Origin of the sequence: Streptomyces spinosus, from assembly GCF_020400655.1 — a bacterium.
Taxonomy (GTDB): domain Bacteria; phylum Actinomycetota; class Actinomycetes; order Streptomycetales; family Streptomycetaceae; genus Streptomyces; species Streptomyces argyrophylli.
The window spans coordinates 1-19,738 of record NZ_JAINRC010000035.1 but is presented as its reverse complement, the minus strand read 5'-3'; the positions used below and the strand labels follow the sequence as shown (position 1 = coordinate 19,738).

Annotated in this window: 14 protein-coding genes and 2 pseudogenes; 6 read left to right on the top strand and 10 right to left on the bottom strand. The window is 68.7% G+C overall.

The window, feature by feature from the left end:
* Positions 1–73: 73 nt before the first annotated feature.
* Positions 74–472: a 6-pyruvoyl trahydropterin synthase family protein gene (locus tag LG395_RS39555; RefSeq protein WP_225814250.1), complete on the bottom strand. Its 399-nt coding sequence runs from the start codon at positions 470–472 to the stop codon at positions 74–76.
* A gap of 497 nt (positions 473–969) precedes the next feature.
* On the opposite strand from LG395_RS39555, the gene LG395_RS39550 reads away from it, so the two are divergent.
* The 3 genes and pseudogenes from LG395_RS39550 (at position 970) to LG395_RS39540 (ending at position 2,861) form a co-directional block, all read left to right on the top strand.
* On the top strand, positions 970–1,413 hold the full coding sequence (locus LG395_RS39550; protein ID WP_225814287.1) for a hypothetical protein: 444 nt from the start codon (positions 970–972) through the stop codon (positions 1,411–1,413).
* Positions 1,392–1,978: pseudogene (locus LG395_RS39545) on the top strand (MBL fold metallo-hydrolase); the annotation flags it as partial. The gene LG395_RS39550 and the pseudogene LG395_RS39545, both read left to right, overlap by 22 nt.
* A 313-nt stretch (positions 1,979–2,291) precedes the next feature.
* Positions 2,292–2,861 carry a hypothetical protein gene (locus LG395_RS39540; RefSeq protein ID WP_225814248.1) on the top strand — a complete coding sequence of 190 codons (570 nt, stop codon included), beginning with the start codon at positions 2,292–2,294 and terminating at the stop codon, positions 2,859–2,861.
* 502 nt (positions 2,862–3,363) lie between these two features.
* On the opposite strand, the gene LG395_RS39535 is transcribed toward LG395_RS39540, so the two are convergent.
* From LG395_RS39535 to LG395_RS39490, 8 genes and pseudogenes are all read right to left on the bottom strand, one after another.
* Positions 3,364–3,966, bottom strand: a complete 603-nt coding sequence (locus tag LG395_RS39535) for a GOLPH3/VPS74 family protein (RefSeq protein ID WP_225814246.1) — start codon at positions 3,964–3,966, stop codon at positions 3,364–3,366.
* Complete coding sequence (locus tag LG395_RS39530) at positions 3,963–5,402, bottom strand: dihydrolipoyl dehydrogenase family protein (protein WP_225814244.1); 1,440 nt, start codon at positions 5,400–5,402, stop codon at positions 3,963–3,965. The genes LG395_RS39535 and LG395_RS39530 overlap by 4 nt, the downstream gene beginning before the upstream one ends.
* A gap of 102 nt (positions 5,403–5,504) precedes the next feature.
* Positions 5,505–5,951, bottom strand: a complete 447-nt coding sequence (locus LG395_RS39525; protein ID WP_225814242.1) for a VOC family protein — start codon at positions 5,949–5,951, stop codon at positions 5,505–5,507.
* Between the two features lie 293 nt (positions 5,952–6,244).
* A complete protein-coding gene (locus LG395_RS39520) occupies positions 6,245–6,676 on the bottom strand; it encodes an organic hydroperoxide resistance protein (RefSeq protein ID WP_225814240.1) in 432 nt (143 codons plus the stop codon).
* 1,095 nt (positions 6,677–7,771) lie between these two features.
* Positions 7,772–8,083, bottom strand: a complete 312-nt coding sequence (locus LG395_RS39515; RefSeq protein ID WP_014669002.1) for a cyclic nucleotide-binding domain-containing protein — start codon at positions 8,081–8,083, stop codon at positions 7,772–7,774.
* On the bottom strand, positions 8,080–8,532 hold the full coding sequence (locus LG395_RS39510) for a MarR family transcriptional regulator (protein WP_078611565.1): 453 nt from the start codon (positions 8,530–8,532) through the stop codon (positions 8,080–8,082). Before LG395_RS39510 ends, LG395_RS39515 begins: the two co-directional genes overlap by 4 nt.
* 3,648 nt (positions 8,533–12,180) lie before the next feature.
* The gene (locus LG395_RS39495; protein ID WP_225814238.1) at positions 12,181–13,041 is read right to left on the bottom strand and encodes a hypothetical protein; all 861 of its coding nucleotides are present in this window, start codon (positions 13,039–13,041) and stop codon (positions 12,181–12,183) included.
* Between the two features lie 335 nt (positions 13,042–13,376).
* Positions 13,377–14,213 (bottom strand): annotated as a pseudogene (locus LG395_RS39490) (IS110 family transposase); the annotation flags it as partial.
* A 2,042-nt stretch (positions 14,214–16,255) separates the two neighbouring features.
* On the opposite strand from LG395_RS39490, the gene LG395_RS39485 reads away from it, so the two are divergent.
* From LG395_RS39485 to LG395_RS39475, 3 genes are all read left to right on the top strand, one after another.
* Positions 16,256–17,356, top strand: a complete 1,101-nt coding sequence (locus LG395_RS39485) for a bifunctional DNA primase/polymerase (RefSeq protein WP_372463528.1) — start codon at positions 16,256–16,258, stop codon at positions 17,354–17,356.
* Positions 17,353–18,903, top strand: a complete 1,551-nt coding sequence (locus LG395_RS39480; protein ID WP_225814228.1) for a DNA primase family protein — start codon at positions 17,353–17,355, stop codon at positions 18,901–18,903. Before LG395_RS39485 ends, LG395_RS39480 begins: the two co-directional genes overlap by 4 nt.
* 202 nt (positions 18,904–19,105) lie before the next feature.
* Positions 19,106–19,489 (top strand): DUF6009 family protein, encoded by a 384-nt coding sequence (locus tag LG395_RS39475; RefSeq protein ID WP_014669013.1) that lies wholly within the window; start codon positions 19,106–19,108, stop codon positions 19,487–19,489.
* A 131-nt stretch (positions 19,490–19,620) separates the two neighbouring features.
* Here the strand turns inward: LG395_RS39475 and LG395_RS39470 are convergent.
* The coding region (locus LG395_RS39470; RefSeq protein ID WP_505016512.1) for an aggregation-promoting factor C-terminal-like domain-containing protein at positions 19,621–19,738 on the bottom strand (118 nt) is incomplete at its 5' end.

Below are 19,738 nucleotides of genomic sequence, written 5' to 3'. Positions count from 1 at the left end.
CGGCAGCACGCCGTGGCGGTCTCGCCGCACCAGGAGGCCGAGGGTCGGCCCGGCCACCGAACGGTACGGCCGATCACACGCGCCGCTCGTACGACGCCCACGCGATGTGCGACTCGTGCAACGTCACCGCCACCTCGCGGATCCCCCGGGCGCCCTCCCCCAGTGCTCCCGCCTGGATCCGTTCCACCAGACGGTCGGCGATCACCTTCGCGAGGTACTCCGTCGACGTGTTGATCTGCCGGAAGTCCTCCTCGTCGTCGAGGTTGCGGTAATTGAGCGCACCGAGCACCTTGCCGAGTTCCGCGGTGGCGAGACCGATGTCGACGACGATGTTGTCGTCGTCGAGGTCGGGGCGACGGAACGTCGCGTCCACGACGAACGTCGCACCGTGCAGCCGCTGGGCGGGCCCGAAGACCTCGCCCCGGAAGCTGTGGGCGACCATCATGTGGTCACGTACGGTGATGCTGAACAAGAGTCCTCCAAGATGGGGCCACGGACCGGCGCGACAAGACACCTGGCGCACCTGTGACGGAGATGTTTTCACACCCGGCCGCCGACCGGTGGAAGACGTTTCCGGTTCCCCCGGCACGTGAACCAAGTGCGTCGTCGTCTCGTGTCCATCATGTGTCCGACGGCACCACCGGCCCGGCTCCGCCCTCGAAGACCGCCCGGCCCGGACGCGGAGGTCGTCCCGGTACGTGTCCGCGGCACACGCGGCCCACCCGGCCGCTTCGAGGTCATGCCGCCCGCGCGCGGTCTCACCGGCGGCGGAGGACGTATGGACAGGCCACCGGGGAGCCGTCTGGAGAAGGTCCTCCGACTTCGCCGAGCAGTACGGTGTGCTGACCAGGGCCCGGGAGCAGATGAGGGCGCTGTCGGTGACCGCGTGTTCCAGGGAGGGCGTCGTGGAGGTCACCGTGGGCGCCGACGGGCGCGCCGCGGGGGTCCACTTCGTCAGCCGGCGTTTTCGTGAGTTGGCCGCCCCCCCAGCTGGGCGACAGCGTCAGGGAGGCCCTCACGACGGCCCGTACCGAGTTCGCGGCCCGCGCCGTCGCCGTGCTGACGGCCGCGAAGATCCGTCTGCCGGTGGCCCTGGAAGGCGCGGGCCGGCACGCACCGCTCCGCCCGGAGGCGATCCGTGAGGCACCGTCCGTGTGCCGGCGCCGCCTGGTCGACGAGGCCCGCGCGGCAGCGGTCGGCACCGGCCCGGTCCACGAATCCGCGTGGACCAGGCCGTTGTGGGGCCGCCCCGGTACGCACTCCGCCATGCCGCACACTCCCCCGCCATCGGAGCTGTACGAGGCCGTCAGGGCGTTGCGGGATGCCGTCTGCGATGCCGTGTGCGACGCGTGCGGCACGCGCTCGCCCGCGGGCCGGTGCCGACCGACGCCTCGTCGCAGACGGTCGGACTGAACCCGCGTTCGGTGGCCGCCGTTCTGGTCACGCACGCGCACGACGACCACATCGGTGCGGCCGAACACCCCCGCTCCGTGTACGGCGTACCCGTCCTCATGCGCGGGGACGAGGTGCCACACGCCCGCCGCGACTTCCTCGCGACTTCCTCGACCAGGTCCCGGTCGGACAGGTGCTCGGCCAGGCGTGGCGGCCCGGCGTTCTCCCGTGGGCCGTGCACGCCCTGCGCGGGCCGGAACCACCCATGTTCCGGTCCGCGAGCCGCGGGCCTTCCCCGTGCCGAGGTCCCTGGACCTGCCCGGCGCCCCCGTCCCCGTGCACACCCCTGGTCACACCAGAGGGCACTGCGTATCACCTGCCCGGCAGGGGCGTCCTGGTCAGCGGTGACGCCCTGGTGACCGCGCACCCCACGTCACGCGTCAGCGGACCGCGCCTGCTGCCCGACATGTTCCACACCGACCGCGCCAGGGCCCTCCAGTCCCTCGCGGTGTCGGAGCGGATCGACGCGGACACCGTCCTGCCCGGTCACGCACCCGTGACCACGGGTTCGGCCGGGCAGACAGCCCCTGACCGCCCGCGAACGCCCGGCGATGTGACCTCGGGGACCGGTGGGGCGGGTGCTTCCCGTCCCACCGGTGCGCACAGGGTTCGACGACACACTCCCCGGGCAGTCTGTTCGAGGGGAACCTCGTGCGGGTGGCGGTCACGTCCCGCAAGCCGTGTGAAAAGCAGGCACTTGCCACGTGCATCGGGCGCATCGCGCTTATCGTGAAGAGTGAACATGCCCGGCGAACCGTCTGGCGTCGACACTTATCTGCACGGGACCCTCGGCGTGGGTACCATGCGCAACGTCATCCATATCGAGGGAGTGAACGGTTGTGACCAGCCAATCAGCCGCCACGCTCCGGTCGCGGTACGTGGAACAAGCCGCATCGGACCTGGAGGAGAACCGCCGGCGACAGCAGGAGCTGGAGGAAAGGATCAGGATGTTGAAGCAGGAGGAGGCCCTCCTGGCGGACATCCTGAACCTCGCCGAGCGGTACGAGGGCTTCGCCGACCCGTCACGTCTGCCCGAGCAGTTGCAGGACGAGCCGGTCCTCCCGAAGGCGAAGCCCGCCTCCGGAACCGCTTCGCGGCGTCCGGCGCAGGTCAGGACCGCGGCGAAGGGCAGGCCCGCGAAGGCCGGTGCGAAGGGGAAGTCGCACCGGCCCCTGCTCGGCGACCTGCTGACGGAACTGCTCGCCGGCTACGAGGAGCCGCGCCTGGCGAAGGAGCTGCGGGACGAGCTGCTCGAGAAGCACCCTGACCGCAACCCCACCCCGCAGGTGGTCCGGAACACCCTGGAAGCCCTGGTCGCCAAGGGCCGCATCCGGCGTCACAAGCAGCAGCGTTCCGTCATGTACACCCTGGTGAAACCGGCTTCGGCCGCGACGGAGACCGCCGGCTGACACCTGTGCGCCCGTCCCGTCGGCGGTGGTCCCGCCACCGGACACCGGTACGTGTCCGGTGTGGCGGACCCCGCCCCGCGGGACGGGTGAGCCGTTTCCGGGGAGTGCGGCAAGGGCGCGGCCGACGGCGCGGCGCCCCGTCGCGCGGCCCCCGCCGGACAACTCGGCGCCGGTTCCCACAAGCGCGTCTCCCCTCACGTCCGCACCGGCGGGCGACCCACCCGGCTTCCCTGCGTCCTCCTTGTGTCCACGGACGGGCGATGCCCAAAGGTTCACCCGGATCGGCCCCCGCGTCCGACGAACCGGCGGCCCCTCGGTCGGCACACGCCCCGCGCGAGGCCCGGACCGCCGGCCGCGCCCCCACGTCAACACGGCGAATCCGTTCGGTTCGCTCATGGGTGTCACGGCCCGCTCCCGCACCGGCACACCGGCCGGGCCGCGGGACGCCCCGGGGTCTCTCCTTCGGATCACCCCACGAGCCCGGCGTGATCCGAACGAGGGACTAGCCCCGCCACATGTTGTCGAACGCGGCGTTCTCGACATCCCTGCGCAGTCGCAGCGCCTCCAGGCTCGTCACCGCGTCCCCCACGGCGGCCAGCACGGTCGTGACCGCGTCCCCGGTCGCGCTCTCGTCCTCCGCAGACGGGCCGGCGCCGATCCCCACGGCCGCCAGCAGAGCCCCGAGGACGGGCTCGCCCGACTCCCGGCGTTCCTCGGCGCGCGCCCGCTCCGGCGAGTCCGCCGGCACGGTCCGCCCCGACCACAGGTGGAAGCCGTGGCGGCGCGGGTGGACGAAGAGCCCTGCCCGGTCCAGGTCGTCGACATAGGCCCCGGCGAGTTCCCGTCCGCGGCGCCACAGCCAGTCCTCGACCGTCTCGTGCGGCTCCTGCCCGGCGAGCGAGGCGGCCGCCTGGTCCAGCAGACGGTCACCCGTCGGCACCCGCGGACCGGGGACCATGCGTTCGCCGTCCAGGGTCAGCGCCCCGCTCTCCAGCAGATCGATCGCCTCGGCACCCGCCAGCGCGAGGGACAGGTCGCCCTGTTCCACGGGCTGGTCGGGCAGCAGTCCGAGGACGACGAGCGTGAGGTCCTGTGCGGTGGTCATGAGTCCCTCCACGTCTCCAGCAGGCGCAGCCACACTTCGCTGATGGTGGGGAAGGCGGGTACGGCGTGCCACAGGCGCTCGACGGGCACCTCCCCGGTGATGGCGACGGTGGCCGAGTACAGCAGCTCACCGACGCCCGGCCCGACGAACGTGGCGCCGACGACGACGTGGCGGTCACGGTCGATCAGGACGCGGGCCCGACCCCGGTAGTCGGGGCGGTACTGCACGGCACCCGCGAGGTGGCCGATCTCGTAGTCGACGACGTCGACGGCGCGTCCGGCACGCTCGGCCTGATCCGCGGTCAGACCGACGGAGGCGACCTCCGGATCGGTGAAGACGACGCCGGGAACGGCCTCGAGGTCGGCCGTGCTGCTGTGCGGGGCCCAACGGCCGGTGTCGAGTTCCTCGCCCCGGGCACGGGCGGCGATCACGGCTCCGGCGATACGAGCCTGGTACTTGCCCTGATGGGTGAAGAGCGCCCGCCGGTTGACGTCACCCACGGCGTACAGCCAGTTCCCGGGGACGGAAGTGACGGTCAGGCTGTCGTCGGTGGGGATCCAGTCGCCAGGGGTGAGCCCCACCGTGCCGAGCCCGATGTCCTCGGAACGCGGAGCACGGCCCGTGGCGAAGAGGATCTCGTCGGCGGTGAGTTCGTCCCCGTCCGACAGCGTGATCCGCACCTCGCCGTCACCCAGCCGTCGCGCGGCGACGACCGAGACGCCGAACCTTACGTCCGCACCGGCCTCGCGCAGACGCTCGGTGACCAGTTCGCCCGCGAAGGGCTCCATGCGCGGCAGCAGCCCGTCCTCGCGGGCGAGCAGGGTCACCCGGCTGCCCAGGGCCTGCCAGGCGGTGGCCATCTCGACGCCCACCACACCGGCGCCCACGATCACCAGGCGCCCCGGCGCCCGCTGGGCGCTGGTCGCCTCCCGGCTGGTCCAGGGCCGCAGCGACTCGATCCCGGGCAGGTCGGGCAAGGCCGCGCGGCTGCCGGTGCACACCGCGACGGCGTGCCGGGCCCGAAGCCGGACGGTGTCGCCCTCGGGTGTCCGCACCGACACCTCACGGACCCCTTCCAGGCGTCCGTGGCCACGCAGCAGGTCGATGCCGGCCGACTTGATCCACTCGACCTGCCCGTCGTCCTTCCAGTCGGCGGACATGCGATCGCGGTGGGCCAGGACGGCCTCGACGTCCAGTGGGTCCTTCACGGCCGGGTCGAGCCCCGGAACGTGCGTGGCGTCCGCGCGCAGCAGCACGGGACGCAGCAGCGCCTTGCTGGGCTCGCAGGCCCAGTACGAGCATTCGCCACCGGCCAGTTCACTCTCGACGAGCACGGTGCTCAGCCCGGCGGCGACGGTGCGGTCCGCTACGTTCTCGCCGACCGGGCCCGCGCCGATCACGATGACGTCGTAGGTCCGGATGTTCTCGGTCGGCATGTGTCCTCCGGTGGATGCGTGCCGGTCGGGTGGGTGTCGTGGTGCCCGAACACACGGGCGGTCCCGGCGCGACGGGGATGACGGCCGCGCCGGGACCCGGTCTCAGCGGCCGGGCGCGCGCTCGGTGACCTCCTGGAGGAACCACTCGTTGCCATCGAGGTCCTTGAAGGCGGCGAAGGTGCCGTAGCTGGCCCGCTCCGGGTGGAGCCCCGGAACCCGGTGGGAGTCACCGGCGTGGTGGAACGCGCCGGTCTCGTCACGGAACGGCCCGGTGACCTCCACACCGCGCCCGGTCAGCTCCTCCTGGGCCTTGACGATGTCCGTGACGGTCAGCTGGAGACCGTGGAGCGTGCCCGCCGGCTGCTCGGTGAGGCCCTCCCCGAAGATGATCGAGCACTCCGAACCGGGGGGCGTGACCTGCACGATCCGATAACCGTCGTGAATCGGGAAGTCGGCGTCCAGACGCCAGCCCAGCTGCTCCACGTAGAAGCCCTTGGCGCGGTCCACGTCGGAGACGGGGAGGATGACGACTTCGAGCTTCATGTCCATGGGATGTCTCGCTTTCGGTTCGGGTGTGATGGTGGGTCGGTTGATGGTTGGTTCGTTGATGGGTGGTTCGTTGATGGGTGAACCACGTGTCCACGTGCCGGCGCTCGCCGTCTCCGTCCTCACTGTCGTCCGGTAACGGCATGCCCCACATCAGTCACCTGACGGTGTGTCCGGCACGGCCCCGCGATCCGACGTCCTTGAGCCGGCGTCGCAGTCGGGGGCGGAGCGGGTCCCGTGCCGGGGGAAGGGGCACGGGACCCGCGGTCTGGTGGGTGTCGGCGTGGGTGTGGGTGTCAGGCGGTGGCGGTGGTGGCGTTGATGGTGACGGGGATGTTGTCGCGGGTGGCCTTGGAGTAGGGGCAGATCTGGTGGGCGGCGTGGGCGAGTTCTTCGGCGGTGCTCTGGTCGACGCCGCCGAGGACGGGGTTGAGGACGGCGGAGAGGGTGAACTCGCCGTCGTCGCCGTGGGTGAGAGTGATCTCGGCGGTGATGGTGGTGCTGGTCAGGCGGATCTTGCGGGTGGTGGCGGCGCGGCGCAGGGCGCCGAGGAAGCAGGCCGCCCAGCCGGCGGCCAGGAGCTGTTCGGGGTTGGTCGCGGTGCCGGCGCCGCCCAGTTCCTGGGGCAGGGCGAGGCTGGTCTGCAGCAGGCCGTCGGAGGAGCGGACGTGGCCGCCGTTGCGGCCTTCTCCGTCGACGTCGACGACGGCGGTGTAGCTGACTGCCATGGCTGTTGCTCCCGGTCTGGAACGAGTGGTGTGCGGGCACCTTCCGGCCGGACACCATCGTGTCACCGGTTGAGGTGGTGACGTAATCATGGCAGGGCCGTACGTCACCAGTCAAGACGGTGACTTGAATCGCGCAGCGACTTGCCGACAACTCGACCGTTACCGGCTTCACGCCTTGGATTGCCGGACTCCGTCGTCACTGGCGTGGCACGCCACGCCTCAGGCACGGTGGGACGATCGAGTAACATGTGTTACTTGAAGTTCTCACGCCCATAGGTCACGAGGGGAGCACCCCTCCAGCTTTACACACGTGTGCGACCATGTCCTTCACACACGTGTACGGCAGCGTCGTCCGAGGGCGACTGGTTACGGCAGCCGGCAGCCCAGTTCTTTTCCGGCGGCTTCAGGAAGCGACATATGCGCGCTCTCCGGCGTACGCGATGGGCCGCGACGTCAGTATAGAGACACGTATCCCGAGCAGCCGCCGCCTCGACTCGTCTTTACACACATGTGCCGAGGCGTATGGCGAACCGTGAAATGGAACGGAGGCATCGGGCACGCAGCGCGTGACCACGCCGGGCGAGAACGGACCACTGACCCACCGACGCAGAGGCAAAAACAGGCTCCGCACCCCCGCAGAGCCATGTCGACGGCCGCTGTGGGGCCGTCCTCAACGCGAAATCGTCTTCGACGCTTCGGAGGTGTCTTCGGGAGAATCGTTCTGAGCGAAGAATCGAACTGTTCGAAAGTCAGGCCGTTATGATGCGTTTCGCCCGACTGATACGCATCAGAGGTGCCGCCCAGGGATCGAGCGCCTTTCCCTCGCGAAACCGGCTCAGCCCGCGACCCCGGCCCAGCCACGACCCAAGAAGGGGCCGACAAGGGACCGCCAGGAACCGACAAGGGACCGGCGAGGGACCGGCGAGGGACCCAATGGGCCGACGAGGGGTCGACGAGGGACCCGAAAAAGGGGCCGGCATGAGACCCATCACCTTGCCCGGGCGACAGTCAAAGACGTCCTACGGATCGCGCCTCATTGACGTGGCGTACATCTAGCGCGATCCGCAGACCGCCTCAGATCGATGCGGGGATACCTCAGGTGGCCCGCCGGAACGGGACCACGACCCGCTCCCCCAGCTGCCCCGGGGTCAACCGGTAGTACTTGATGTGACCGATCTTCTCCGTCTGCTCCAGCCAGCCGAGTTCGATGACCTGCTTACGCGTTCTGGAGAAGACGGGCGGCGCCATGCCGACCAGCTTGGCCAGCTGAGCAGCGGTTTCCAGGACGGCGCCTGAGCGATCTGTCGGGTGCAGAGCGTAGAGCATGACGACGAGGCGCTGGTTGGCGGTCATGCCGGCCGTGGCCTCCAGCAGCCTGAGGTTTTGCTGCCTGTCGTCGCTGGTCACTTTGCCTCCCACCGTGCTGGCGTGTTCTCGTCGAAGCCGGGGATGTCTGGTGGATTACATGATTTCACCGCTTCACGCTGTTCCAAGCCTGTGCCATGGAAAGCGATGTAAGGACTGATGCGGTAAAGGTTGTAATTTCCGATACGTCCACGCACTACCAGGATGCGGTGCTTGGTCAGCTTCCTATTGATTTTCCCCACGGCGTCGGTCGACATGCCCACCCGTTTGGCGATGTCGGCTCCCGTGGCCCTCAACGGCTCCATCCCCTCCGGAGAGACGCCGATCCACCAGAGGACCAGGAACTTCTGGCTGGGCGTGAACGCCTTCGACTCCGTGATGGCTTCGACCCTGGCCTTGTCTACCTGGGTGTGCCTGCCGGAGAAGGCGTATGGCGCATAGAGGACTGGCTCGCCCGTGTCGGCATCGACCAGTCTGCGTGCTGCTCCCAACAGGCCCTCCGTGCATGGGTCATTGCCGCACCGTTCCTTGAGAGCGGCCTTCGAGCCGCCCTCATGAACCTAACGTACATGAGCAAGAAGTCAATCAACTCCGCCTGTCGGCCGTGTCGTCTGCCGTCACGGATCACTTCGCGAGCTCCCCGACACCGCCTGCACCTGCGTGAGAGATGTACGTGACGTCAATCTACCGCTGCTGTAGAACAGTGGTACTCAGTCCCTGTGGACGTGGTGGCAGTTCCTGGGAACTGCCTGGCGGTCCCTCAGAACTGCCTGGCGGTTCCTTCAGCCGTGGTGGCGGTCCCTGGGAACTGACTGCCACGATCCGTGGAACTGGGCACTCGGTTCCACGGATCCGCCTCTGCTGTCACAGGAACTGCCTGGCAGTTCACACGGTCTGGGTCCAGACCACTGTTTATGCAGGTCAGAGGCCCTTTCAGAGGTGTCGCTCTCTTTACTTAAACCCAGCGCCGTACGGGGTTACCGGACTCGGCTCAGGCCCGTGAACGCAGCCACTGTCACCAATCACGCGCTCCCCTCTCCCCCGCTACACCCGCACCACAGAAAGTCAGCCACGACGTACCCGTACGAGCACGATCAGGCGCGCGTGTGTCTCCATCAGCCCCCCACCTGGCTCAGCCACGTTCATCCGAATCCCAGGAAGCCACCACCGACTGGCAGCGGTTGACGACGCCTCAGGTCGTCAGCTCGGGGACCCCTGATCCGCTCACGCGACGGAGGCTGGACGGCTGGCCTCAGCGGAGGGGGCGCAGGCCCAGGCAGCAGAGCCACGTCGGGCCGGCGGGCGAAGAAGGGAAGGGTCGCTCAGCCAGAGCAAAGGAGAGCCCGGAGCATGTCAGGCTCCTCCATGGACACCTGGACAGGAGTCACCAGCGGGGTGCGGCCTTCATGCTCCTCGGTCATCCAGTCGTCCTGGGCACCGCTGGCTGACGCCCGATTCCATCGGCGACCTATTACGGCGTAATAGCCTGCGCCCACGCACTTACCCGACTACTCCCCCGCCCCCCCCCTGCGCTTTCGGCTTCTGGGCACCAGCGCGGCAACCGGCGAGCGGCGTGGTGACCGGCCTGACGTCAGGCGCGGCAAGAGCCAGACGGCTTCCGGGGCAACGGGCGCGATGCGGTGTCGGTGGCCACGTCGGATGGACTCACCCTGAGCGGGTTCGAGCCTCGTCGTCACGGGCCCCCACAAGCGCTGCGCGCCCTGCGCCGCCGCGAGATTCACTGCATGACCCTGTCGGCACCACGAGCCAACGCGCAGATGGTTGCCGAAGAAGACGCAGACGAAGGCGCCTCGCGTACGAAGCTGATCTCTGCAGCACCTGAACCATCCCTCCGCCAGCACAGCCCTCGGGCTCGCTTCGCGGCAGCGCCAGCCGAAGCACACCGTCCGTGCCACGAAGGTGAACGGTGCGGTCAGCTCCACTGCCAATGCCCGGTGATCAGCCATCGAGGTCAGCCGCCGAGCCGATCCGACGCCTGCCGTCAACAAGAGGGACCGCAGACTTCAGCCCGGCCGATCCAGACAGCCGCTGATGCCCGCCTCCCTCCGCCGCTCGGTTGACTGGGCGCTCAAGCGACCGCAGGACCACCAGACGTGGTCCTGGTCGACAGGCGTATTCGCCCCACGCGATCCGATCGCATCTCCGTAAAACGTCCCAGCAGCCCCGGCGCCAGGTGATCCACCCGGTGCGTTGTGAAGGAGGGATGGCCCCTGCGGCAGGCCCGGAGCGCTTCCATGTCAGCCACACCAGCGCCACCGCATCGGTCCGTTGCGGTTGGCGGCCCGTACCGGCGTCGCCGCCTGCATCGTCCACCGGATTCTGAACCGGTGAGGCGTGCCCGCCCTGGCCACGCTGGATCGGCCACCAGCGAACCCGTCCGCCACTATGGATGCGCCCGGCCCGGCGAACTGCTCCACATCGACATCAAGGACTCAGCCGTACCCCGACGGCGGCGGCCACCAGGTTCTCGGGGCCGTGCGGCCGGCCGCACACTCCTCAAGGAATGGGCCCACCACCGGTCAGGCACCTCAGACCTCGAACGCCGGGCAGCGTTCCCGGAGCAGCTGCATTGATACAACTACTCCAGACCCCACACCGGCATCAGCGGCCAACCACCAGCCAGCCACGTCACCAGCCTCCCCAGACAGCGGGCCTAGCGGCACGGGCCGACGCCGAATGAGGCCGGCTATACGGCTGCGGTGCCTTGCTTCACCGAGGCACGATGTCCTCCGCGAACCCGACTTCCTGACGCCATCGTGCGCCGCGGAGCTATTACGCCGTAATAGGTCGACAGCGGATGCGGCGTCTGAAGCTCCACGGGGACACGACACGCGTCGTACCGTCCGAGCGATCAGGGCCGGGCCAGGCCTGGTGACTCCCAAAGCCAACCAGAACTCCGCGTGGCCTTCGGAGACTCAACGCGGTGCTCTCTGACCCGTCGGACGAGATGTGGAGGAGAGGTTGGCGTGAGGGGCAATCGTTCGGGTCGACCGGGTGGCCGCTCGGGGCGCCCATGCACCATGCCCATCGCTTCCTGCGGGCCGAGGCGGCAGCGCCCGTCTCGGCCCGCAGGCGCGGTCAGAGCTGCATCCAAGCAGCAGCGGGCGCGAGAAGACATCCCGCGGCATCGCCGCCGGGGAACCGGCCCGGCATCTGGCCAAGCGACCGACCCGGTTCCCCTTTGACCGTCTCTCGCGAGACCGCCCGCAACGCCGGCCGGGACCCCTACCAAGCTGCCACGGCCGATACGGCCGCCTACGGACACGGGCGTCGTCCCAAGCAGACCAAACTAGCCCAGCGGCCCGCTCCACCCGCACCGGCAGAGGCCAAGCCCGCTCTGTGCCGGTCACCCGAGCAGATCGCAGGACGGGGCTGAGCAGGTCACTCCACAACTCACCAAAAGTCTTCTCAGCATCCCGCCCCGGCTACGGCGAACGCTCACCAGGTGCCAGGGCCGCGAGATGACCGAGCACCGGCCATCACCGCCGAGACGGGGATACCGATCTACCTCCGCAAGCCGCACAACCCACGGCAGGTATCGCACTCTGACAGAGATCTCCGCTGACCTACCGAGCAGCGCTGATGCGTTGACCGCTTGAGCTGGCAGCCGTTTGGCCGGAGGGTGATGGCGGACGGGGTGCCGTGTCCAGGGAGGGCCAGATCCCAGCATCGAACCAGTCCCGCAGTCGGTGTCGAGCGGTCACGCCCGAGCACCTACCACCTGGCTGGCACATTGCGCAGGCCACCGCCAGCCAGTGCAACACGGTCCCGAACCGAGAGCCGGCCGGGGGAGCGAGGCGTCAGGAGGGGCGCCGTTGCAGCAGCACCAAACCGGCCCGGGACACGCGCGCGGTGAGCACTGCCGTTGCTTCTGAAGCGGGGGAGTAGCGCTGGGGCGGGCCCATGTCCCGCGTCCGCATGAAGCACTTCGAGGCATCCTTCCTGAGCGGTCCCGCAGCTGTGAGACGTCGGGCGGGCGATGGGGCTGGTGCTCCGCGTGCTTGATCATCCGGGATCGATGCCTCGCCAGCATGAATCAGGTAAGTGCCTGCCTGCCCGGCTTCGAGGGCCTCCAACTATTACGGCGTAATAGTTGGAGGCCCTGAACGAAGTGACGCTCACGCGCCGTGCGGGACGGCGCCGGGGGAGTCGAGTTCGTTACTGGCCCCCGGTCCCTTCTGTAGTTCCACCGCAGCGGCCAAAGCCAGGCGAGCCTCATCTGTCAACGCCGGTGAACGGCCCGTCCGCTTCCCCAGCTTGAGCAGAGCCCGCAGGGCTGCGTCGAGATAGCGGTTGAGGCTCACCATCTGCAGCGGAGTCCGGCAATGGGGGAGTACCGCCTCGATCTCCTCCAACCAGTAGTCGGCATCCTCGTCGCGCTGCAAGGACTCGCGCTGCTCCAGCAGACGGGTGACCACCGGGACCAACAGCTCATGCCGCCGTTGCGCCGCCTCCTGGGCGCGACGCTCGGCGGCCTCCTCCAAGGCGATCCGTCGCTCAGCATCGAGGACCGCCTCAGGCGTCCGACGTACAGGTTTGGCCTGAGGCGTTCCATCGATGAGCTGGACGGCTTTCAGTCGCTTCGCCTTGTTGTAGGCGGCGTTCGGTGCGCCGACAGCCAACGCGGGAGCCAACTCGATCCACTGGGCTCCCGCTCGGCGGGCGTCGTCCACTGCTCGCGCCTGGTGGACCTCGGTCTGCTCACGGAGGTACTCCCAGAGCTGCACACGCCTCAGCGCCGCGGCACGCTGCACTTCAGGTGGCTGTCCCCGCAACGCCTGCACGTGCTTCTCGGCATACACGAGCGCACCGAACAGTTCGTCATCGGCAGGCATGCGTTCCACGTCCGGGTCTTCCGCGTTCTCGTGCATCTTGCGTAGTTCACCGACGACGGCCGGAGCATCAAGGGGACCGATCCGCATAGGAGCCTTGACCAGCGGTTTTGTAGGGCGGCTCGCACTTCGCACGCGCTTCTTCATACGCACATCCTGCCCCGCCCGAACGCCGTTTCACAGACTGTGAATCGTCTCCGGTGTCGGCGAGTCGAACAGCATGGCGGGGCGGCTGACCTGCTGTGATACGACGAGAGTCCCTTCATCGACCCGGCTTGGTGAGCTTGTTGCAAGCAGGCCCTGGTGCAGCCAGCGAAAGCGGACACGTCCGACCTGGGTCGCGAGTGCGATGCGTCGACGGGGCAGTCGTCCAGGTCCAGCAGAGGGGCGTGCGGACGTGGCCTGACGCCGGCCTCGGTCCAGTCCCGCCAGCCGACGGTTGCGGTTCTGGAAGAGGTCGACCCTGGACACGGGACGCTCACGAGCTGCCGGTTGCCGCCTTTGGGTGCGTGTTCGCCATGGATCGAGGGCCCCGACGACTTGGTCGTCGGGGCCGGGTCGGCAGAGGAGGCCAGGTGGGCGGCGGTAGGGAAGCTGGTGCCGTCGCCGACGGTGACCAGCAAAGCAGCGGCGGTCCTGACGCCGACGCCGGACAGCGACGTCAAGACCCTGGAACGAGGGTGAGTCTCCAGCGGCTGTCCGATCTGCGTTTCCAGGGATCGTCGCTGTTCGCAGACGGCCGCGTGCGAACGGACCAGAAATGGGATCACAACGGGGAGGGTGCCGGTGCCCGGGACCACAACGGTCTGCTCGTCGAGGGCGTCGAAGACCACGTCGATCGGCCGGGCAGAGTGGTCCAGGCGCAGGCCGAGGACACGCTCCAGGCTGGAGTGGAACTCGGTGAGCAGGCCCCGTATCCGGTTGGAGATGCGGGCCTCGGCCGCCAGGTCCTGGTCGAGGCCCACCAGTACGGTCAGCTCGGCGGTGATCTCGTCGGCCGGTTCCAGCGAGCGCAGGTGTGCGGCATCGTCCGTGCGGCTTCCGCGATCACGGCCGCGTCCTTCGCCTCGGTCTTCGCCTCACCCGGGTAGAGGTCGGCGATGCGCCGCGTCGAGAGTCCGGGCAGGTAGGCGACCTTGCAACCCGACGTCCCGGGTGACCGTCAGGGGCAGAGCTCCGATGGAGGCGGGCTGGTCCACGATCACCAGCACGGTGCCGAACTCCGCGGCCGGCTTGTCGAAGACGGCCCGCAGCTTCGGCTCGCTGTTGGGCAGTTGCTTGTCTCCAACGACGTCTCCCAGGCCCTCGGTGCCACCACCCCAGGTCATCCCTTCGACGGGGAGGAACAGTCATGCCGGGCCCGAAGGCCAGCGGCCCTCTTGCAGGACCGTGGAAAACACAACGGGGGGTCGGTGCTGCGCAGCAACTAGCGGCGGCGGAGGAGCCATCAGGTCTGGAGCTATTACGCCGTAATAGCTCCAGACGTGTAGCGAAAGTGGATCTTGGGCCATGAATGATCGCGGCTCATCGGTCGGGGAGATCTCGCGAAGGAACAGCGGGCGATGCTGACCCATTGCCGCCGCAAGGTCTGAAGGTAGGGCGGACGCCCGTCTGGCCTCGGTCGCAGCTGATCGACGGCGTACGGCTCCGGGTCCGGGTCCGGGTCCGGAACGAGGTTCCGGGGCGGTACGTCCCCTTCGAGTACGTACCGTGGAACCGGATTTACGACCTGTTCCGCCGGCCGCAGCAGAACGGTGCTCGGCGGGGCCGCTACAAGGCGACCGTCCTCGTCGCTGCCATCAGCGAGTGGCTGTGGCCCGCACTCGTCACCGGTGGGATCCACGTTCCACGCCACAGGCAGAGCGCTGCCGCAGAAGACACAGACGAACTCAATCACGAGGGGGAACGGTTGGGCCGGCTCCGCCGCCGATTGCTCCACGATCCAGGCACTGAAGTCAGCCGCTGATCCGATCCGACGCCCGCCGCCACCAGAACAGAACGCAGCTTTCAGCTCAGCCGGTCCGACGTATCGACGACTCCGCCCACGCCCACTCACGTCAGCCAACACAGAGCACTGCCGACACACATCCAGGCGGTCAGCCCGTAACCAGCCAACGCCTCTCAGCGTGTCCGGTCCGCCAGCTGGACGAGGCGTCCCGGGAGGGGGGACAGTCAAAGGTGCCGTCCGCCGTCCACCTCCGCCGCCCAGCATCGAACAGGCGCAGCCTTCGTCCCCGTTTGCCAGGGTTCGGACAAGCGTCCTCTGACCGCCGCATCCTCGACGAGGGGTTCGACGGCCACTGGTGCCTCGGCCGCGCGCCGCCCTGGGACCGCGCAGCGGACGGCCTACAGTCCCTCGGTCAGCGTCTCACCGTCGGTGGGGGAGAGGCTCGTTCGCGGCGGCGCGTGCCTGCGACACGCGGGCTGTGGGTGGTTGACAAATGGGCTCTGTCAGTAAAAACCTGTCAAAGACGGGCTGAGCCTCCCCGTCTGCGTCGGGTTGAGGACATGTCAGGCCCTGGAGAGCCGACCCGCCAGGGACCGAAGAGAAACGTTACGCCTTCTCAGAGGGAACGGTTGCAGGGACCGAAAAGGTTCAGTCCCTGCTTCGCGGCTCGCCGAGGCCGTGTCGCCAGGGACGCCGCTCCGGTCCGGGCAAGGGACTCAAGGGCCGAAGGGACTCAAGACCTCCACAGGGGCCAGCAGGGCGAGGAAAAAAAGCCGGCAGGGACGCAACTGCCGGCAGGGCCTGACCGCAGGGGCGGGAGGGACTGCGGCTGCTTTGGTCCCTGAGCTTCCGTCCCTGGTGTTTGTGCAGGTCAGAGCCCTAGCACAGGATCTGAGAGGGACTGTAGGGACCGAAACTCGCAATTATGACGTAGAGAAGAGATGTATTCGTACACGCGCGCGCATACAACACAACACTCAAGTACAGCTCATAATGGCGACGTTGAGTCCCTACAGTCCCTGCGTAGATGAGGCGTAAGGCCCTGACCTGCGGTTATGCTCCCCGCCCTAGCAGGGACCGCCCGGATTTACAGCCCCTGGCCGTTGGTCCCTGGACCCTTTGGTCCCTCGCCCCGCCCCCTGGACCAGGCCTTGCCCGCTTCCTCCCCGAAACGCAGGCGAAGTTCACCGTGCTGTTCAGTCCCTTCAGCCCCTAGGGTGGGAGCGGAGCACCTAGCCAGGGACCCAAGGGACCCACGAAACTGATAGAACGGCACGCGGGTCAGACAGACACTCCCTTTTCAGTAAGCGGGCCTTACACTCGTTTGGCATCAGAGTCCCTTCGGTCCCTGGTGGGGGCAACGTCCCACGCCAGGTGTGTGAAGTGATCGGGCAGACAGAAGTGACGAGGACGATTCCCGTGCGCCGCGAAGACGAGAGCAGCCCTAGTGCAGCCGGAGTTGCGCACGGGTCGCCGCGAGCCGTCGCGGGCTGGTGTGCGGCGCAGGGCTGGCCGGTCCACCCGCTGACACCGGGACGCAAGACCCCTGTGGGGAACTGCTCCGCCTGCTCGGGGCGCCGGCACGAACCCGCCGAGTGCCCCTGTCTGCCCGCAGGACGCCCCTGCCACGGCTTTCACGCCGCCACGACGGATCCCGGGCTCGTCGACCGCTGGTGGGCCGACACGCCCGCCGCCGGTGTCGGAGTCGCCTGCGGCCCCGCAGGACTCGTCGTGATTGACATCGATGCCCACCAGGCCCCCGTGCCGGACCGGGGACGGCTCCTCCCCGGCATCCCGATCCCCGACCAGGTGCAGCTCGCCGGGCTGGCCTCAGGCTTCGACACGCTGGCCCTCCTGGCCGCCTATCGGGGTGAAACCTCCCCTGCCGAGGACGAGAACACATTGCGCGTACGTACTCCCTCAGGTGGTCTGCACGTCTGGTACCGCAATCCCGACACATCGACGCGGTACAGGTGTTCGACCGGGTCCGCCCGCCACACCGCGCTCGCCTGGCAGGTCGACGTACGGGCCGAGGGCGGCTACATCGTCGCCCCCGGCACCCGCACGCCGCAGGGTGTCTACCGTGCGGAGGGAACGGCCCGGCGTCCTGCGGTGCTCCCGGAGTGGCTCCAGCGCGAGTTGCGCCGTACGGGACACGTGCTCGGGTCACAGCGCCCTGCTGTGGCCGCTGTGGCCGCCGTTCCGGCCCCGGTGACGCGGTCGCAGCGGCGAGCCGCCTCGGCGGAGCGGCTGCTCGATCCTCTGATCGCCAGTGTCGCGGAGTGTGCGGCCGCCCCCGAGGGCACGGGGTTCACCGAGAAGCTCAACCGCGCCGCGTACACGGCCGGAGGCCTGGTCGGCGCGGGCCATCTCGACCACGCCACCATTCGTGACCGACTTGTCCGTGTCGCTTCCTACGCCCGGCCGTGGCAGCAGACCAGGAATGAAAAGATCGTCGACGACGCCCTTGCCGTAGGGTCCGTCCGCCCTCTTCACCTCAAAGGACGTCCATGAGCAGCAGTGCCGAAGGCTCACCGCGTTTTGATCCGCAGGCCGCCGCTCAGCAGATGCTCGACCTGGAGACGGTGGAAGTGGTGGCCGCGCCCGCACGTCTGCCCGCGCAGGGCTTCGTCAACGCCCCTGTGGCGTCGTTCGGCGGCGGAGCCGCCTCCTCGGTTCCCTTGTTGCCTCCTTCCCTCTCGGACCGGGGAAACGCCCGCCTGTTCGTGCAGATGCACCGTGATCAGTTCCGGCACGTGGAGGGACTGGGCTGGTTCGCCTGGGACGGCTACCGGTGGAAGCGCGGGGGAGGGGAGAAGGCCGCGCTGTGGGCCGCGGGGGAGATGGCGGAGGACATGCCGGCCACCGACCCGCGGGGCGTCTTCAGCGACCGGGAACTGGCGAACCACAAGCGGCGCACGTTGTCCACCACCGGTCTGAAGGCGCTCCTCACCCAGGCGAAGGCCTCACCGGACATCTCGGTCGCCCCTGACAGGCTGGACGGGGACCCGTACGCCCTGTGCACTCCCGTCGGAGTGGTCGACCTGCACAGCGGGCACCTCCGCAAGCCGGACCCCACCCGTGACTTCCACTCCCGTGCCACCAGTGTCGCCCCGCAGGCCATGGAGACCCCGCGCTGGCACCGGTTCCTCGCCGACACCTTCGGCGAGGACGACGAGGGCCGGGAGATGATCGACTTCCTGCACCTGCTGCTCGGCTACTCCATCACCGGCGACGTGGGCGCGCAGGTGCTGCCCTTCCTGCACGGCGAGGGCAAGAACGGCAAGTCGGTGCTGCTCGACATCATGATCCAGATCCTCGGTGACTACGCGGACGCGGCTCCGCCCGGCTTCCTGATGGACCGTGGGGCCTTCTCGGAGCACTCCACCGAGCTGACCGAACTGCACGGGCGCCGCCTGGTGGTGTGCAGCGAGCTGAAGCCGAACGACAAGTTCGACGAGGCGCGCGTCCGCCTCCTGACGGGCGGCGACAAGATCAAGGCCCGCCGTATGCGGCAGGACTACTTCTCGTTCACCCCGACCCACCACCTGTGGCTGCTGGGCAACCACCGCCCGGAGGTGTCCACGGGCGGCTTCGCGTTCTGGCGGCGCATCCGGCTGCTGCCCTTCACCCGGACGGTTCCGGCGCACCGCAGGATCGACAACCTGGCCTTCGAACTGGTCCGTGACGAGGGGCCGGGAATCCTGCACTGGCTCATCGAGGGGGCACAGCGCTACCTGCGTACCAGGGATCCGCTGGAAGGCCCCGACAGGGTCCGTATCGCGACGACGGCCTACGCCACCACCGAGGACCACATCGGCCGTTTCCTCGCCGAGTGCTGCACGCGTGACGGCGAGGGGAAGGACCTGCGGGTGGAGCAGGGGCTCCTCTACTCGGAGTACAGCTCGTGGTGCAACGCCGGCGAGGGGATCCGGCCCGCGACACCCCGGGCCTTCGCCAACCGCGTCCGCCAGGAGGTGGGCGTGGCCTCACCCGCCGACATGATCAAGTCAAATGGCCGGAAATATTATCCTGGCATCGCCCTATTGGAGCACTCATGACGGCCTCCGTTTGTCTGCTCTCTCCACCACGTGGCCTACACGGTCGTCGGAGTGCGCTCTACGATGGTGGGCGGGCCCCGAATGCGGTGAGCCCCCGAGAAGCGGCCCGTCCCCCGGGGAAGGGCGGGCCGGAGCGACACGGACAGATGCCCGGCCATGTCCCATGGCCGGGGAGCACGCCGACGAAGGAGAGGCTGCAGCCATGAGTTCGCTGTTGACCGAGAGCGACCTCATCCACGAGGCCGAGGTGGTGTGGCTGGAGAACCTCGAACGGCTCGACTACGTCCGTCAGGCGCTGGACAAGACGAGGCGGCGCAACACCAAGCCGCCGTACGCGCGCGACGGCCGTATGGTCGGGTACGCGCTGCTGGACGAGGACGCCTCCCCGGACCCGGACAGCGGCCTGTACAAGCGCCGGGTGTTCTTCCTGCTGCCCCATGACCGTGACAGCCTGCCCGACGGCCTGTACCGCGAGGGAGCGCCGGGAGAAGCGGTCGACCCGCGCACGATCGCCCCGAAGAAGCCGGGAGCGAAGACGCCCAGGTCCCAGTCCGGTTCCGTGGCCATAGCGACGTCCACCCCCTGAGGCGGGGCTTCCCGGCGGGCGGGGGCCGGGACTCCTCCGTTACGGGAACGAGCGGTGGTCTCACGTGGTTCGCGTGCGTCCGCCCGGAAGGCCGACGCACGCGAGGTGCCGTCCCGCTCGCCCGACGGGCCTCAGTACCAGTGGTTGGCCTGCCAGAACGTCCAGGCCTGGCAGGGGCTGCCGTAGACGCTGTTCATGTAGTTCAGGCCCCACTTGATCTGGGTGGCCGGGTTGGTCTGCCAGTCGGCG

Bases quoted from the DNA above. Each gene is read 5' to 3' on its own strand.
- LG395_RS39535 (WP_225814246.1), bottom strand. From the start codon at position 3,966: ATGACCACCGCACAGGACCTCACGCTCGTCGTCCTCGGACTGCTGCCC.
- LG395_RS39530 (WP_225814244.1), bottom strand. From the start codon at position 5,402: ATGCCGACCGAGAACATCCGGACCTACGACGTCATCGTGATCGGCGCG.
- LG395_RS39525 (WP_225814242.1), bottom strand. From the start codon at position 5,951: ATGGACATGAAGCTCGAAGTCGTCATCCTCCCCGTCTCCGACGTGGAC.
- LG395_RS39520 (WP_225814240.1), bottom strand. From the start codon at position 6,676: ATGGCAGTCAGCTACACCGCCGTCGTCGACGTCGACGGAGAAGGCCGC.
- LG395_RS39495 (WP_225814238.1), bottom strand. From the start codon at position 13,041: ATGAAGAAGCGCGTGCGAAGTGCGAGCCGCCCTACAAAACCGCTGGTC.
- LG395_RS39480 (WP_225814228.1), top strand. From the start codon at position 17,353: ATGAGCAGCAGTGCCGAAGGCTCACCGCGTTTTGATCCGCAGGCCGCC.
- LG395_RS39475 (WP_014669013.1), top strand. From the start codon at position 19,106: ATGAGTTCGCTGTTGACCGAGAGCGACCTCATCCACGAGGCCGAGGTG.